The organism is Rhizobium sp. KDH_Rht_773_N, assembly GCF_052946295.1.
In genome coordinates, this window is record NZ_CM129525.1 from 1,327,754 (window position 1) to 1,343,871 (window position 16,118).

The window sequence follows — 16,118 nt, forward strand, 5'->3', positions numbered from 1 at the left end:
GTATGGTTTGCCGGGGATGGAACGGACGTGACAAGAGGAGGAGAGGTCCATGGTCGGACTGGAAGAGGTCAGTCATCGCCACGATGACAGCGCCACGCTGAAAGAAGCCAATCGAATTGCGGCCGGATCGCCCATCCTCGAACTGAAAGGCCTGCAGAAGAACTACGGTCACGTGCAGGCGCTGAAACCGGCGACGATGACCTTCCTTGCCGGCGAAATCCACGCCATCGTCGGCGAAAACGGCGCCGGCAAATCCACCCTCATCAAATTGCTCACCGGCGTCATCACCCGCACGGCCGGCGAGGTCCTGTGGTGCGGCCACCCGGTGGGCCTGTCGACGCCGAACGAGGCGATCGCCCGCGGCATCAACGCCGTGCACCAGGAGGTTGTGCTGTGCCGGCACCTGACGGTTGCCGCCAACCTCTTCCTCGGCGACGAGGCCAACCGCTACGGGCTGATGCGCCGCAAGCAGATGGAGAAGATGGCGCAGGCCGTGCTCGACGATCTCGGCTTCGGCCTGCCGGCCGGCGCGCTCCTGAGTTCGCTGACGATCGGCCAGCAGCAGCTTGTGGCCACCGCGCGCGCGGCCATGCGCGGCACGCAATTCCTGATCTTCGACGAGCCGACGGCCTATCTGACGCGCCAGGAATCGGCGCAGCTCTTCAAGCTGATCCGCCGCCTGCAGGGCGAAGGCGTCACCATCGTCTATATCAGCCACCGCATGGAAGAAGTGTTCGAGCTGGCCGACCGCGTCTCGGTCCTGCGCGACGGCACGCATGTCGGCACGCGGCTGATCGGCGAGACCAACGAGGCCGAGCTGATCGCGCTGATGATCAACCGCTCGATCGAGCAGATCTACCACAAGGAAGAGATTGCGCCCGGCGAGACGATCCTCGACGTGCGCGGCCTTTCCGGCCCCGGCTTCGAGGACGTGTCGCTCACCGTCAAGGCAGGGCAGATCGTCGGGCTCTATGGGCTGATCGGCGCCGGGCGCAGCGAATTCGCGCTCGGGCTCTACGGGCGCCAGCCGACAAGTGCGGGCGAAATCCACTGGATGGGCAAGCGCGTCGACATCAGGAACGAACGCACCGCGATGGAACTCGGCATTGCGCTGGCGCCCGAAAGCCGGCGCGACCAGGGGCTCTGCCTCAACCTGCCGATCGGCCTCAACATCAACCTGCCGGTGTTCGGCCGGCTGAGCCACGGCCCGGTCATCAACCACACGCGCGAATCGGGCAATGCCGACAAGCAGATCCGCGATCTCAGCATCAAGACGCCGAGCCGGCGCGTTGCCGCCTCCAGCATGTCGGGCGGCAACCAGCAGAAGATCGTCATCGGCAAGTGGCTCTCCCACGGGGCGCGGCTTTTCATCTTCGACGAGCCGACCGTCGGCGTCGACGTCGGCACCAAGGCGGAAATCTACCGGCTGTTCGCCAAGCTTCTGAAGGAGGGGGCAGGCATCATCCTCATCTCCTCCTACCTGCCGGAGGTCTACGAACTGGCCGACCGGCTGCATGTCTTCCGTGGCGGCAGGCTGGTCGCAAGCCACGATTTCCACGCGGCGACGCATGAAGAAGTGCTCAGCGAAGCGATCGGCGTCTGAGCCAGAAGAATAAGAGGGAGAAAACTCATGACTGTCACCCCCACCGAAATCGTCGCGCCGCCGCCGCGCCGGAAAATGAACATCCTGTTCGGCCTGACGCTGATCGGCCTGCTGGTCTTCCTCTGGGTCCTGCTCGGCCTGTCGACGGCCAGCTTCTGGACGCCGCTCAACATTTCCAACCTGCTGCGCCAGGGGGCGATGACGGCGATCCTGGCGCTCGGCCAGACCTTCGTGATCATCACCGCCGGCATCGACCTTTCTGTCGGCGCCATCGTCGGCTTCTGCACCGTCATCATCGCCTGGCTGTTGCAGGCGGGCGTGCCGCTCTGGGCGGCGATCGCGCTGACGCTTGCCATCGGCGTCGCGATCGGCGCCTTCCACGGCTTCGGCATCGTGCATATGGGCCTGCCGCCCTTCATCATCACGCTGGCGACGCTGACCTCGCTGCGCGGCATCGGCCTCCTGATTACCAACGGCTCGACGATCAGCATCACCGACGAGAGCTTCAGCAATTTCGCCCGCGCCGATTTTCTCGGCATTCCCAGCCTGTTCTGGATGGTCATCCTGGTGGCGATCCCCTCCTTCGTCTTCCTGCATCTGAGCCGCTGGGGCCGCTACCTCTTCGCGGTCGGCTCGAACGCGGAGGCGGCGCGCCTTTCCGGCGTCAACGTCAAGGGCATGATCTATCTCGCCTATATCCTGTCGGCCTCGTTTGCGGCCTTCGTCGGCGTGCTGCTTGCCTCGCGTATCGCCATCGGCAACGCCACGCAGGCCGACGGCTGGGAACTGCAGGCGATCGCCTCTTCGGTCATCGGCGGCACCTCGCTCTTCGGCGCGGTCGGCTCCGTGCACGGGCCGCTGATCGGCGCCTTCATCCTGGCGACCATCAACAACGGCGCCAACCTGATGAACGTCAATTCCTTCTGGCAGCGCATCATCACCGGCCTGCTGATCATCGTGATCGTCTATTTCGACCAGCTGCGCCGGCGCCGGACGGGCTGAGGCAGACGCGACAACGAAGCCGGCCCGAGGCCGGCTTTCTTCATTTCAGCCATGCGAGACCCATCATGAAAGCAGTGCTTTGCCGCCAACCCGGCGTCCTCGATCTCGTCGAGCGCCCCTCCCCCGAAAAACCGGCGCCCGGCTGGGTGCGGCTTGCCGTCAGCCATGTCGGCATCTGCGGCACGGACTACCATATCTTCGAGGGCAAGCATCCTTTCCTCGAATATCCGCGCGTCATGGGCCACGAGATCTCGGCGACCGTGCTGGAGGCCGGCGAGGGCGTGGCGCTGGCTGCCGGCACGCCCGTCATCGTCAATCCCTACCTTTCCTGCGGCACCTGTGTCGCCTGCCGGCAGGGCAAGGCCAATTGCTGCACCAATATCAAGGTTCTCGGCGTGCATACGGACGGCGCCTTCTGCGAGGAAATCGCGGTGCCGGCCGGCAATCTGTACGCCGCCAGGGGCCTCAGCCTCGAAGCCGCAGCGACCGTGGAGTTCCTGGCGATCGGGGCGCATGCCGTGCGCCGCTCGATGGCGCCTGCCGGGTCACGCTCGCTCGTGATCGGCGCAGGGCCGATCGGGCTCGGTGCTGCGATCTTCTCGCGCATTGCCGGCCATGAGGTGACGCTGCTCGACACCAGTGCGGAGCGGCTGGAAATGGCCTCGGCGCGCTTCGGCTTCACCTCCGGCATCATCGCCAACGAGGGCACTCCAGAGGCGGTGAAGGCGAAGACGGACGGCGACGGTTTCGATGCCGTCTTCGACGCGACCGGCTACGGCCCCTCGATGGAAAAGGCCTTCCTCTATGTCGCCCATGGCGGCGCGCTGGTGCTGGTCAGCGTCGTGAAGGACGATATCCGCTTTTCCGATCCGGAATTCCACAAGCGCGAAATGATGGTGATCGGCAGCCGCAACGCGACGCGGGCCGATTTCGAGCATGTGGCGGATTCGATCGCCAGGGGCCTCGTGCCGGTCGATCAGCTGATTACCCATCGCACCACGCTTGCCGACGCGCCGCGCGATCTCGCCCGCTGGGCGCATGAGAAGAGCGGCCTCATCAAGGCCGTAATCAGGGTTGCCGGCTAAAGCTTGTCGATTGCCGCCCGCATCTGCCTGACGACTGCGACATCGGTGCGGTTCGCAGTCGGCACGTCGAAGCCGAAGGCGACGGCGCGCGGGTCGGCGCTGGCGACGGGCGAACTGCAGGAGCCGTGGATCTCGCGCGCGCCTGTTGCGCGCAGGATTTCGGCGGCATTGGCGGGGCGCACGCCGCTGCCGGGCATGATGGAGATGCGGCCGGCGGCCTTGGCGGAGATGCGCTTCAGCGTTTCCAGCCCGCCGATCGCCTTCGGCACGCAGCCGGAGGTCAGGATGCGCTCGCAGCCGAGTTCGACCGCCTGTTCCAGCGCGGCATCCGGGTCCGGCACCAGATCGAAGGCGCGGTGCAGGGTCGAGCCGAGGCCGGCGGCATGGGCCTTGAGACGGCGCATCAGCGGCATGTCGAGCGCACCATCCGGCCGGTTGGCGCCGATGACGACGCCGGCGAGACCGGCCGCGCGCACCGCATCGATATCGGCCAGCATCGCCTTCTCGTCCGTCGCGTCGAAGATGAAGGGGCCGGCATGGGGGCGGATCATCGCATAGACGGGGATCGGCGCTGCAGCCGCGATCCGCATCAGGCCGGGCAGCGGGGTCAGCCCGCCAAGCTCCAGCGCCGAGCAAAGCTCGATACGGCCGGCACCGCCCTCGATTGCCGCCGCAAGGCCCTGGGCGTTGTCGACGCATACTTCCAGCAAAACCGTCATGTCCGAATCCTTCCCGTTTCTCCGCCTGTTTAAGCGAAGGCGGAGCTTTGCGCGACAGGGGCCGGGACAATTTTCGCAACGGTCGCGATCAGCAGGTCGCAAGCGTCAGCGGCGGCTTTCCGATGGTTGAAGGCGACGTGGTAGGACATGGGCATCGGTTCCGTGAGTTCGACGATGCGCACCCGGTCGGCGAGCGGCATGGCGCTGACGCGGCCGAGGAAGGAGACGTAACCGTGATTGGCGACGAGATCGACGATGACGGGCAGCGAATCCGCCGCGGTAATGTCGCGGTCGCGGAAGCGGCGGTGCAGGGTGCGGTCGTAACCGAAGGCCATGGCGGCATGGCCGATGCCGGTGCGCGGGCTCGGCGTGCAGATCGGATGGCCGGCGATCAGATCGGCGGCGGTCTCTTCCGTGCTGCCGGGCGGGGCGATCGCCACCATGTCGGTGCGCAGCAATTCGCGGTGGCGGAAGCTTTCCAGGCCGAAGACGGAATCGAGGATGGCGACGTCGATGCGGCCGGACTTCAGCGCCTCGCGCAGGTCGTCGGCGGTCATGGAGACCAGCGACAAGGCGTTCTTGTTGCGGCCGGTATTCCATTCGGCGACAAGGCTGCCGAGGCAGCGCGCCACCCAGCTTTCCGAGCCTGTCGGGATGATGGCGCCGATGCGCAGCGAGCGGGCGGTGCGCTGGTAGCGCTCGTCGGCGGCGGATTTCAGCTCGTTCCAGGCAAGGCTGATGGTCGAAAAGACCGTGTAGGCGAAGCGGCCCTCCTCCGTCAGCGCCGAGCCCTGTGCCTGGCGCTCGAAGAGGCGGTGGCGCAGGAATTTCTCAAGATTGGCGATCTGCAGCGAAAGCTGCGGCTGACCGAGGCGCAGGCGGCGGGCGGCTCTGTTGATGCTGCCCTGGTCGGCGACTTCCAGATAGCGCTCCATCGTCACCAGCTTGACGGGGATGCGCGCGGCCCATCGTCCGTAAGCCTCCGCTTCATGATAGCCAAGCCTGCTAGCGAGCTGTTGCATCGCAGCCAGGATCGGTGCCAGCCCTTCCTCCACCCTGCCGCCGGCCAGCAGGACGACCAGTTCGCCGGAGGAGCGCTCGACGAGTTTCAGGGCAAGCTCCGTCTCCAGGTTGTCGATTGCCGCCGATACGGTCGAGACGGAGATGTCGAAGCGGCGCGCCGTCTGGCGCATGGAGCCGGAAGAGAGGACATGGCTTGCGATGAAGAGGGCGCCGAGATGCAAGTCTTTCTCCGGAAAGGATTGAAAAGGCGCAGGATATGACGTGTTCGCGAAAAAAGATATCCCTGCCCGCGCGGGTGCAGGCTATCGTCCGGTCAACCAAGAAATCCGGACGGCGAAAGAACCGAGAATAAGCAACCGGAACACCGTGGAAACACGCAAGGGGACAAAAACAAATCGCGCCGGCCTTGGAAAAGGGAATGCAATTCCGCGCAACGGTCTGCATCCACAGCCATAATCGCGCCGCGACAGCGAATACTGGAGGGGGCTGCTTCGATTTTCGGGCATCGAATTTTCGGGTACGCACACTATTTCCATGACGCACGTATTTCCGGCATGATGGCCCGACGCCGACCTGCCGGCCATGTTTTCATGCGCGCAGGCTTCGCGTCCGGGGCTTTCGCGACGTTTATCGGTGTTCAACCAAGGGGATAATCATGCTTAAGAAACTCGCACTTGCCGCCTCGCTTGCCGCCTTTGCGGCCGGCGCCGCGCACGCCGCGGACGTCGTCGTTTCGTCGAAGATCGATACCGAAGGCACGCTGCTCGGCAATGTCATCGCGCTCGCGCTCGAAGCCAACGGCATCAAGACGCAGGACCGGATCGCGCTCGGCGCCACACCCGTCGTGCGCAAGGCGATCACCGCAGGCGAAATCGACATCTATCCGGAATATACCGGCAATGCCGGCTTCTTCTTCAACAAGGCCGACGACGCCGCCTGGAAGAACCTCGACCAGGGCTACGAGATGGCCAAGAAGCTGGACTATGACGCCAACAAGATCGTCTGGCTGACGCCCTCGCCCGCCAACAACACCTGGGCGCTTGCGGTGCGCAACGACGTTGCCGGCCCGAACAAGCTGAAAACCATGTCCGATTTCGGCAAGTGGGTTTCGGGCGGCGGTGCCGCCAAGCTTGCGGCCTCGGCCGAATTCGTCAATTCCGCCGGCGCCCTGCCCGCCTTCCAGACGACCTACGGCTTCACGCTGAAGCCGGATCAGGAAGTCGTGCTGTCGGGCGGCGATACGGCGGCCACGATCAAGGCTGCGGCCGACCAGACCAACGGCGTCAACACCGCCATGGTCTACGGCACGGACGGCGCCATCGAAGCGGCCGAACTGACGGTTCTCGAAGACGACAAGAGCGTGCAGCAGGTCTATGCGCCGACGCCGATCATCCGCGAGGCGGTGCTGCAGGCAAACCCGAAAATCCAGGAAATCCTGGCGCCGATCTTCCAGAGCCTGACGGCGGACGAGCTGCGCAAGCTCAACGCCAAGATCCAGGTGGACGGCGAGCCGGCGAAATCGGTTGCCGAAGCCTATCTCAAGGAAAAGGGCTTCCTGAAGTAAGGACCTGATCCCCCGCCCGCTTCACGGGCGGGGCTTTCTCCCACAGGGTTGGATCGATGGAAGAAACCTTAGCGGTCCGCAGGCTGGACCGGCTCGGCGTGGTACTGGTGGCAGGCGGGATTGCGGCAACGGCGCTTCTGCCCTTCATCTATGTCAAGGCAAACCGTATCGCCGCCGGCAAGCCGATGCTGCTGACGCAGCTTCTTCCGCAGCCTTCCGTTCTCATCCTGCTGGTCCTTCTGGCCGTCACGGCGCTGGCAACGCTCTTCCTGCGCAGCGCCCTCGTCCGGCTCGCGCTCGGCACGCTCAGCCTTGCCGCGCTGATTGCGGCCATCGGGCTCACGGCGACCGCCGCGACACCCGCCGGCAGCACCGTGGCGCGCATGACGCCCGGCGGCAGTTTCTGGGTTCTGTTCGGCGTCATCGGCCTCATCATATCGGACGCGCTGGTGAAGATCCGGCTGACGCCGTGGATGCGGGTTGGCGTGCTCGCGGCCTATACGGGCCTGCTCGGCCTCTGCCTTTCCTCCGGCCTGCTCGACAGCCTGTCGATCCTGCGGGAATTTTCCACCCGCTCGGCGCAGTTCTGGACCGAGGCGGCGTCGCATCTGTTGCTGGCCTTCGGCTCGCTTGCCATCGCCATCGTTCTCGGCCTGCCGCTCGGCATCCTGTGTTTCTGGGTGCCGAAGCTGCGCGCCGTCGTGCTGCAGACGCTGAGCCTGATCCAGACCATTCCGAGTCTGGCGCTCTTCGGCATATTGATGCTGCCGCTCGGCTATCTCGCCGCGAACGTGCCGCTGGCTGCCGATATCGGCATTCGCGGCATCGGCACGGCGCCGGCGCTGATTGCGCTCGTGCTCTATTCGCTGCTGCCGATCGTCGCCAACACCGTCGTCGGGCTTGAGGGCGTCGATCCTTCGGTGCGCGATGCGGCGGCCGGCATGGGGCTGACACGCCGGCAGGTGCTGACCGGCATCGACCTGCCGCTCGCCTTCCCGGTCATCCTCACCGGCATCCGCATCGTGCTGGTGCAGGCGATCGGCATGGTGACGATCGCCGCGCTGATCGGCGGCGGCGGCTTCGGCATCTTCATCTTCCAGGGGCTCGGCCAGACGGCCATGGACCTCGTGCTTCTCGGCGCCGTGCCGACCGTTTTCTTCGCCTTCTCCTCGGCCGTCATCCTCGATGCGGTCATCGAAAGCATCCAGGGACCAGCCGCATGAGCATGATCGAGATCAGGAACGTCACCAAGCGCTACGGCCCGGCCACCGTCGTCGACAATGTCTCGATGCGCGTCGAGAAGGGCTCGATCACCGTCATCGTCGGCACGTCGGGTTCGGGCAAATCGACGCTGATGCGGATGATCAACCGGCTGGTGCCGATCACCGAGGGGCAGATCTTCGTCAACGGGCAGGACATCATGGACGTGCCGGCGACGGAGCTTCGCCGCAAGATCGGCTATGCCATCCAGGGCCACGGCCTCTTTCCGCACCGCACGGTGGCGCAGAATATCGCCACCGTGCCGCAGCTGCTCGGCTGGGACGCAGCCCGGACCGACAGACGCGTGACGGAACTGCTCGGCCTCTTCAACCTCGACCCGGCGACTTTCGCGGAGAAATATCCGCACCAGCTTTCGGGCGGCCAGCAGCAGCGCGTCGGCGTCGCCCGGGCGCTGGCGGCCGAACCGGAACTGCTTTTGATGGACGAGCCTTTCGGCGCGCTCGATCCCGTCATCCGCGGCAAGGCGCAGGACGACCTCCTGGCGATCCAGAAACAGTTCGGCACCACCGTCATCCTCGTCACGCACGACATGGACGAGGCTTTCCATCTCGGCAACCAGATCGCGGTGATGAGCGGCGGCAAGCTGTTGCAGTGCTCGACGCCGGAAAAAATCCTGACGGAGCCGGCCGATCCCTTCGTACAGCAATTGACCGGTACATCCGACCGGGCGCTGAAACTGATGTCGCTGACGCCGCTGAAGGACAGTATGCAGCCCGCCAAGCCGGGCCTGCCCTATGCGCTGGCGCAGTCGCTCAGCCTGCGCGACGCGCTTGCCGAAATGATCTGGCAGGGTGTGGAGGAGGCGGCCGTGCAGGATGCCGACAAGGCGCCGGTCGGCTCGATCTCGATGGAGCGGCTGATCGAACTGGGCCGCAAGGCATGAAGTTTCTGCTCGCCAACCTGTTTCGCGCGCTGGCGCTCACGGCGCTGCTCGTCCTGATCTTCAGGACCGAGTGGCTCTCCTTCATGCTGGTGCCGCTGACCAACAACAACGCCCCGCCGGTCTATACGCAGAACAGCCTGGCGTCGCTGGCGCTCGGCCATCTGGAACTGGTCTTCATTTCGATCGTCGGCAGCGCGGTGCTTGCCGTGCTCGGCGGCATCTTCGTCACCCGGCCGAGCGGGGCGGACTTCCTGCCGCTGTCGCGCGCCATTGCCAATGCCGGGCAGACCTTTCCGCCGGTCGCGGTGCTGGCGCTTGCCGTTCCCGCCACCGGTTTCGGCGCCGCACCGACGCTGATCGCGCTCTTCCTCTACGGGCTGCTGCCGATCTTCGAAAATACGGTCGCGGGCCTGAAACAGGTATCGCCGCAGGTGCTGGACGCGGCCGACGGCATGGGCATGAACGGCAGGCAACGCCTCTTCCAGGTGGAACTGCCGCTGGCATTGCCGCTGATCCTCGAAGGGCTGAAGGTGGCGACCGTCATCAATATCGGCACGGCGACGATCGGCTCCACGGTTGCGGCAAAGGGTCTCGGCGAGGTCATTATTGCCGGCCTGATTTCCGACAATACCGCCTTCATCCTGCAGGGCGGGCTGATCGTCGGCCTGATGGCGGTGCTGATCTACGATGTCGTCGGCATGCTCGAAGGCGCGATCACGCGCAGAATGGGCTTGCGTCCGGCTTGAGAGGGCGGCTACCAAGGCAGCGGGAGAAACAACGGGAGACCGCCTTGGCCAAGATGATCCATTCCATGATCCGCGTGCTGGACGAGGCGCGCTCGGTCGATTTCTACGGCAAGGTGTTCGGGCTCAAGGTTGCCGACCGGGTGGATTTCGAGACCTTCACGCTGATCTACATGAGCAACGAGGAGACCGGTTTCGAGCTGGAACTGACGGTCAACAAGGGCCGGACCGAGCCCTACAATCTCGGCGACGCCTACGGGCATCTGGCCGTTTCCGTTCAGGAAGTGCATGTCGAGCACAAGAGGCTGACCGATCTCGGCCTCAACCCCGGCAAGCTCGTGGAACTCAACCGCGACGGCAAACTCTTCGGGCTGTTCTTCTTCATCACCGATCCCGACGGTTACAAGATCGAAGTGCTGCAGCGCCACGGTCGTTTCCAATAAACACAAGAGGTTGAGATGATTGGGAGGAGAGACCTTCACAACGGCTGGACGCTTGCCTGTAACGATACAGGAAGAGACAACCTGCCGGCTTCCATTCCGGCAACGGTGCCCGGCTGCGTGCATCTGGACCTGCTGGCGAACCGGCTGATCCCCGATCCCTATCTCGATATCAACGAGATCACCAATGACTGGATCGGCAAGACGGAATGGGTCTACCGGCTGGATTTCGAGGCCGGGCCAGATGCCCTCCCCGATGCTGGCCCCGATGCCGGCAAAATGCAGGAACTGGTCTTCGACGGGATCGACACGATCGCCACGATCCGCCTGAACGGCGAGGAGATCGGCCGCAGCTTCAACATGCACCGCACCTACCGCTTCGATGTCTCGGCGCTGCTGCGGGCAGGCGCAAACGAGCTCAGCGTCACCTTCCACTCTGCCTATGCCTACGGTGCGGAGATGGAAAAACATTATGGCTACCGGCCCAACAACTATCCGGGGCCGGGCAACCTGATGCGCAAGATGGCCTGCAATTTCGGCTGGGACTGGGGTCCGACGCTGGTGACGGCGGGGCTGTGGAAGCCGGTGCGGCTGGAAAGCTGGGACCGGGCGCGGCTGGCCGAGACCCGTGTTTCGGCGACACTTGCCGGCGGCGACGGGCTCGTCAGGGTGCAGGCGCGGCTGGCAAGACATGGCGAGGCCGTACCGGCAAGAATCACGGCCGAGATCGGCGGCGTGAGGCGCACGGTCACGGTCGACGCGGATGCGGAAGAGGTTTCGTTCGAGGTCCGCGTGCCCTCGCCGCAGCTCTGGTGGCCGCATCATCTCGGCGCCCAGCCGCTTTATCCGCTGGAGATCCGGCTGGAGGACGAGAGCGGCGATGTTCTCGACCGCTATGCGAGAGAGATCGGCTTCCGCTCGCTGCGGCTCGATACTTCGCCGGACGAGCATGGCTCGGCCTTCACCTTCGTCATCAACGACGTGCCGATCTTCGCCTGCGGCGCCAACTGGATCCCGGACGACTGTTTCCCCTCGCGGGTGACGGCGGAGCGTTATGCGGCGCGGATCGACGAGGCGAAGGCTGCCAATATCAACCTGCTGCGCGTCTGGGGCGGCGGCATTTTCGAGCGCGACGAATTCTACGAGACCTGCGACCGGGCCGGCATGCTCGTCTGGCAGGATTTCCTCTTTGCCTGCGCCGCCTATCCGGAAGAGGAGCCGCTGCGCAGCGAGATCGTCGCCGAGGTGCGCGACAATGTCATCAGGCTGATGCCGCACCCGTCGCTCATCATCTGGAACGGCAATAACGAGAATATCTGGGGCTTCGACGAATGGGGCTGGCGGCCGATCATCAAGGCGGGCGTCAGCTGGGGGCTCGGCTATTATCTCGATGTGCTGCCGAAGCTCTGCGCCGAGCTCGATCCCGACCGGCCCTATTATCCCGGCAGCCCCTATTCCGGCTCGATGCAGATCGAGCCGAACGACGACCGGCACGGCTGCAAACATATCTGGGACGTGTGGAACGAGGTCGGCTATGAGGTCTACCGCAACTACATCCCGCGCTTCTGCTCCGAATTCGGCTGGCAGGCGCCGCCGGCTTGGGCGACGCTGCAGGAAAGCGTGCATGACGAACCGCTGACGCCGGAATCGCGCGGCGTCTTCCATCACCAGAAGGCGACGCAGGGCAACGACAAGCTGATCAAGGGGCTTGCCGGCCACCTGCCCGTGCCGCGGACGATGGACGACTGGCATTTCGCCACCCAGCTCAACCAGGCCCGCGCCATCCGCTTCGCCGTCGAGCACATGCGCTCGCACCGCGCCATCTGCAAGGGCGCCGTCGTCTGGCAGTTCAACGATTGCTGGCCTGTTACCTCCTGGGCCGCGCTCGATTCCGCCGGCCGGCGCAAGCCGCTCTGGTATGCGATGCAGCAGGCCTTCCACCCGCGCCTGCTGACGATCCAGCCGCGCGGCGACGGGCTTGCGGCGGTGGCGGTCAACGAGCAGACGCTGTTCTGGCGCTCGAAGATCAGCGGCAGGCGGATGCGGCTCGACGGCACGGTGCTTTCGGAATTCGAATTCTGGCGGCTGCTCTGCGACCGGTTCGAGGCGAAGGAATTCCCGCTGCCGGAGGATATCGCGACGGCCGGCGTGGCGAATGAAGAGGTCGTCGTCGTGCAGATGCTCGACAAGCGCGCCTTTCATTATTTCGTCGAGGATATCGAGCTGAAGCTTCCCGCCCCGTCGCTCGACATTTCGCTGGCGAAATCGGCCGGCGGCTATGACGTGACCGTCAGCGCAAAGAGTTTCCTCAAGGATCTCTGCCTGATGGCGGACCGGCTGGACCCTGCGGCGGTGGTGGATTCCATGCTGGTGACGCTGCTGCCGGGCGAAAGCCATGTTTTCCGCGTGACGACGGAGAAGCAGCTTTCGGCCGAGGATATCGTGGTCGGAACGGTCCTGCGCTGCGCCAACGATCTCGCCGGCAGAAACTGAAAGGCCCCGCTCTGGCGGGGCCTCTGGCGGAATTCAGATATGCGCCTCTTCAGGTCTCGTCGGCCTTTTCCTGCCTGGCCATCAGCGCGGCCAGGTCGTGCTTCAACCGCACCGGCAAATCCATGCGCTCGTGAAGGATGCTCATGATACCAAGATCGCCGTCATCCAACTCGCGAAAGAAGATGTAATGGCGTTCGTAACGGCTGAAATAGGCTTCGCGCCTGATATCCGGCGGAGCAGCAAGCCTCTGCGGCAAACGCCGCCAGAGGAGGCGATTGCCGCAAAGCCGCTCCAGGTGAGCATGGAGGCCAAGAATGTAGGTGTCAGCCTGCGCCTCACTCCATGCGCTGCTGGTATCCTGCCATATCTTATCCTGCGCTGCGTCGGCGCGCGGATAGAACCGATAGCCCGCCATGCTCAGCGGCGTTTGTTGCGGCGAATAACGTCCTCGGCCGACACGGCGACAAATTCGCTGTCATCGGCACGCATGGCGGGGCCGAGCTCCTTTTGCAGGGCCTCCCATGCCTCATCCCGTGTCTGCAAGTCGTTGCGGATCAGGGCGCGAATATACTCGCTGGCGTTTTCATACAGCCCGTCGTCTCCGATCTGCTGTTGAACATGGTCCTGGAGTTGCCCGCTGACCTTCACGTGAATGCTGCCGGATGCCATTGGCATATACCCTTCGTTCGTCTCATACTGTGGGTTGGGTAGCATATATTGTCAATATTCATCACGCGGCGGGCATCCAATCCGGCCCCTCCATGCGGCGCGCGTTCCGCGTCGCGGCCGGGCGCTGCGCCAACGACCTCGTCAGCTCAACCTGAAAGGCCCCGCTCTGGCGGGGCCTCTGCCGGCTCGTCCTAGCGGAAAACGTTACATCCAGTAGGGCGGCACGCCGTAATAGTCATGGACCCGGCGGCCGCTGCCGTTGTACCAGGTGTCGTCGTCATCCGCGTAGCTCGGCGCGCCTTCGATCTGCTCCCTGGTGAGATCGATGCGGTAGCCGTCCAGCTGGGTATCGTAGGTCAGCTTTTCCCACGGTAGCGGATAGTGGTCGCTGCCGATGCCGAGGAAGCCGCCAAAGCTCAGGACCGCATAAGCGACGCGGCCGTCCTGCTTGCCGAGGATGAGGCGTTCGATGGAACCGATATGCCTGCCATCGGCGCCATAGACGCGGGTGCCTTCAACGCGGTCGCTGGCGATCAGCGTCGGCGTATCCTTCACATTCGGGTCACGGCGGGTGGCGTCAGTATCCTGATCGAGCATTGTGCACCTCCTGTTCGTCTTTTCCTCCTGGGTTGATCCACACTGAGGAAACGTGCCCTCCGCTTCAAAGTTCCCTTCTTCCTGCCGGCTTCACGCGGCGGTGGCGATATTGACGTTTACGTCAAGGTTATTGTAGCCTCAATCCGCTTGAACCGATCAAGCAATGGCATAAGCTGCCCTGACGGGGGATGGAGGAATCTTCCGATCGATGCCGGTGCGACCCGGCGCGGCGGCCGAATGGGAGAGAGAATATGAACAGCATTTCCGTCCACCCTGGCGGTGCGACATCGGAAAAACCATGGCTTGCCACCTATCCGGACGTCGTTCCGGCCGAAATTCCCCCACTGGAATATGCGTCGCTGCCGGAACTTCTCGAAAAGAACTGCGCGCGCTTTGCCGAGCGGAAAGCCTTTTCCAGCATGGGCAAATCCATGACCTACCGCGAGCTCGAAAGCCAGACCCGCAAGGTCGCCGCCTGGCTGCAGAGCCTCGGGTTGCAGAAGGGCGATCGTGTCGCCGTGATGATGCCGAACGTGCTGCAGAACCCGGTCGCGGTCTACGGCATCCTGCGCGCCGGGCTCGTGGTGGTGAACGTCAACCCGCTCTATACGCCGCGCGAGCTTGAGCACCAGCTCAACGATTCCGGCGCCAAGGCGATCTTCGTCCTGGAAAATTTCGCGCGCACGGTCGAGCAGGTCATCAACAGGACGGACCTGCGCCATGTCGTCGTCACCTCTCTCGGGGAAATGCTCGGGCTCAAGGGGCATCTCGTCAATTTCATCGTCCGGCGGGTGAAGAAGCTCGTTCCCTCCTGGTCGATCCCGCAGCACAGGAGCTTCCGACAGGTGCTGGCGGAAGGGGCGGGCAAGGTGCTTGCGCCGGTGCCGCTTGCCGGCAGCGACATCGCCTTCCTGCAATATACGGGCGGCACGACGGGGGTCGCCAAGGGCGCGGTGCTGACGCACCAGAACCTGCTTGCCAACAAGATGCAGCTGCAGCTCTGGCTGAAATCCTGCTTCGACAAGAGGAAGCAGCCCGAGGTTCTGAACTTCCTCTGCGCGCTGCCGCTCTACCACATTTTCGCGCTGACGGTGAATTCGCTGATGGGCATGTCGCTCGGCGCCCATAACGTACTGATCGCCAACCCGCGCGACATTCCGGGACTGGTGAAGGAATTCCAGAAGTCCGATATCCATATTTTCCCCGGCCTCAACACGCTGTTCAACGCGCTGCTCAACAATGCCGATTTCGCCAAGACCGATTTCTCCTCGCTGGTCATGTCGCTCGGTGGCGGCATGGCCGTGCAGAGGCCGGTGGCCGAGCGCTGGCTGAAGGTGACGGGCTCGCACATTACCGAAGGGTACGGGCTGTCGGAGACATCGCCCGTTGCCACCGCCAACCGTTTCGATTCGCCCGAATTCACCGGCTCGATCGGCCTTCCCCTTCCCTCGACGGAACTCGACATCCGCGACGAGGCCGGCAATTCGCTGCCGCTGGGCGAGATCGGCGAAATCTGCATCCGCGGCCCGCAGGTCATGGCCGGCTACTGGAACAAGCCGGCGGAGACGGCGCAGGCGATGACATCGGACGGTTATTTCCGCAGCGGCGACATGGGCTTCATGGACGAGCGCGGCTACACCAAGATCGTCGACCGCAAGAAGGACATGATCCTCGTTTCCGGCTTCAACGTCTATCCGAACGAGATCGAGGAAGTGGCCGCCATGCATCCCGGCATTCTCGAAGCGGCAGCGATCGGCGTGCCGGACGGGCATTCCGGCGAGGCGGTGAAGCTCTTCGTCGTGCGCAAGGACCCGGCCCTGACCGAAGCCGACGTGAAGGCCCATTGCGCGGCCAATCTTACCAATTACAAACGGCCGCGCTTCATCGAATTCCGCACCGAACTGCCGAAGACCCCCGTCGGCAAGATCCTGCGCAAGGATCTGCGCGGCTGAATTTGACGGTCTCGTGAAATTGAGGGCCATCCGCTTGTCGCGGGTGGCTTTTTTCATATCTGGA

Annotated in this window: 15 protein-coding genes; 10 read left to right on the forward strand and 5 right to left on the reverse strand. The window is 64.2% G+C overall.

Annotated elements, in window-relative coordinates; translation table 11 throughout:
• Nucleotides 1-49 precede the first annotated feature (49 nt).
• The 3 genes from ACU8HS_RS06790 to ACU8HS_RS06800 all read left to right on the forward strand — a co-directional run bounded on the left by ACU8HS_RS06790 (nucleotide 50) and on the right by ACU8HS_RS06800 (nucleotide 3,690).
• On the forward strand, nucleotides 50-1,603 hold the full coding sequence (locus ACU8HS_RS06790; RefSeq protein ID WP_447015644.1) for a sugar ABC transporter ATP-binding protein: 1,554 nt from the start codon (nucleotides 50-52) through the stop codon (nucleotides 1,601-1,603).
• A gap of 27 nt (nucleotides 1,604-1,630) precedes the next feature.
• Nucleotides 1,631-2,605, forward strand: coding sequence for an ABC transporter permease (locus ACU8HS_RS06795; RefSeq protein ID WP_112565549.1), 975 nt, complete (start codon nucleotides 1,631-1,633; stop codon nucleotides 2,603-2,605).
• Nucleotides 2,606-2,670: 65 nt separating this feature from the next.
• Nucleotides 2,671-3,690: a zinc-binding alcohol dehydrogenase family protein gene (locus ACU8HS_RS06800; protein WP_447015645.1), complete on the forward strand. Its 1,020-nt coding sequence runs from the start codon at nucleotides 2,671-2,673 to the stop codon at nucleotides 3,688-3,690.
• On the opposite strand, the gene ACU8HS_RS06805 is transcribed toward ACU8HS_RS06800, so the two are convergent.
• Together ACU8HS_RS06805 and ACU8HS_RS06810 are read right to left on the reverse strand one after the other, a co-directional pair.
• Complete coding sequence (locus tag ACU8HS_RS06805; protein WP_447015646.1) at nucleotides 3,687-4,409, reverse strand: copper homeostasis protein CutC; 723 nt, start codon at nucleotides 4,407-4,409, stop codon at nucleotides 3,687-3,689. The genes ACU8HS_RS06800 and ACU8HS_RS06805 overlap by 4 nt on opposite strands.
• Nucleotides 4,410-4,438: 29 nt before the next feature.
• Nucleotides 4,439-5,653: a LysR family transcriptional regulator gene (locus tag ACU8HS_RS06810; RefSeq protein WP_447015647.1), complete on the reverse strand. Its 1,215-nt coding sequence runs from the start codon at nucleotides 5,651-5,653 to the stop codon at nucleotides 4,439-4,441.
• A 434-nt stretch (nucleotides 5,654-6,087) separates the two neighbouring features.
• Here ACU8HS_RS06810 and osmF point away from each other — a divergent pair, with 434 nt between their 5' ends.
• From osmF to ACU8HS_RS06840, 6 genes are read left to right on the forward strand one after another with little or no spacing between them, the layout of a single operon-like run.
• Entirely contained in the window at nucleotides 6,088-6,996 is a 909-nt protein-coding gene (gene osmF, locus ACU8HS_RS06815) for a glycine betaine ABC transporter substrate-binding protein OsmF (protein WP_112565536.1), read from the forward strand.
• Nucleotides 6,997-7,052: 56 nt separating this feature from the next.
• Entirely contained in the window at nucleotides 7,053-8,219 is a 1,167-nt protein-coding gene (locus ACU8HS_RS06820) for an ABC transporter permease (RefSeq protein ID WP_112753871.1), read from the forward strand.
• A complete protein-coding gene (locus ACU8HS_RS06825) occupies nucleotides 8,216-9,160 on the forward strand; it encodes an ABC transporter ATP-binding protein (protein WP_112705865.1) in 945 nt (314 codons plus the stop codon). Before ACU8HS_RS06820 ends, ACU8HS_RS06825 begins: the two co-directional genes overlap by 4 nt.
• Nucleotides 9,157-9,906 (forward strand): ABC transporter permease, encoded by a 750-nt coding sequence (locus ACU8HS_RS06830; RefSeq protein ID WP_447015648.1) that lies wholly within the window; start codon nucleotides 9,157-9,159, stop codon nucleotides 9,904-9,906. The genes ACU8HS_RS06825 and ACU8HS_RS06830 overlap by 4 nt, the downstream gene beginning before the upstream one ends.
• 44 nt (nucleotides 9,907-9,950) lie before the next feature.
• Nucleotides 9,951-10,346, forward strand: a complete 396-nt coding sequence (locus tag ACU8HS_RS06835; protein ID WP_113500332.1) for a VOC family protein — start codon at nucleotides 9,951-9,953, stop codon at nucleotides 10,344-10,346.
• 15 nt (nucleotides 10,347-10,361) lie between these two features.
• The gene (locus tag ACU8HS_RS06840) at nucleotides 10,362-12,836 is read left to right on the forward strand and encodes a glycoside hydrolase family 2 protein (protein ID WP_447015649.1); all 2,475 of its coding nucleotides are present in this window, start codon (nucleotides 10,362-10,364) and stop codon (nucleotides 12,834-12,836) included.
• A gap of 49 nt (nucleotides 12,837-12,885) precedes the next feature.
• Here ACU8HS_RS06840 and ACU8HS_RS06845 read toward each other — a convergent pair whose 3' ends face one another.
• The 3 genes from ACU8HS_RS06845 to ACU8HS_RS06855 all read right to left on the reverse strand — a co-directional run bounded on the left by ACU8HS_RS06845 (nucleotide 12,886) and on the right by ACU8HS_RS06855 (nucleotide 14,102).
• Nucleotides 12,886-13,251, reverse strand: coding sequence for a type II toxin-antitoxin system RelE/ParE family toxin (locus ACU8HS_RS06845; protein WP_112754605.1), 366 nt, complete (start codon nucleotides 13,249-13,251; stop codon nucleotides 12,886-12,888).
• A gap of 2 nt (nucleotides 13,252-13,253) precedes the next feature.
• Nucleotides 13,254-13,505 carry a transcriptional regulator gene (locus tag ACU8HS_RS06850; RefSeq protein WP_112565726.1) on the reverse strand — a complete coding sequence of 84 codons (252 nt, stop codon included), beginning with the start codon at nucleotides 13,503-13,505 and terminating at the stop codon, nucleotides 13,254-13,256.
• Nucleotides 13,506-13,709: 204 nt separating this feature from the next.
• Nucleotides 13,710-14,102: a PRC-barrel domain-containing protein gene (locus ACU8HS_RS06855; RefSeq protein ID WP_112565518.1), complete on the reverse strand. Its 393-nt coding sequence runs from the start codon at nucleotides 14,100-14,102 to the stop codon at nucleotides 13,710-13,712.
• Between the two features lie 251 nt (nucleotides 14,103-14,353).
• On the opposite strand from ACU8HS_RS06855, the gene ACU8HS_RS06860 reads away from it, so the two are divergent.
• Nucleotides 14,354-16,054, forward strand: a complete 1,701-nt coding sequence (locus ACU8HS_RS06860) for a long-chain fatty acid--CoA ligase (protein ID WP_112706401.1) — start codon at nucleotides 14,354-14,356, stop codon at nucleotides 16,052-16,054.
• The last annotated feature ends 64 nt before the right edge of the window (nucleotides 16,055-16,118 follow it).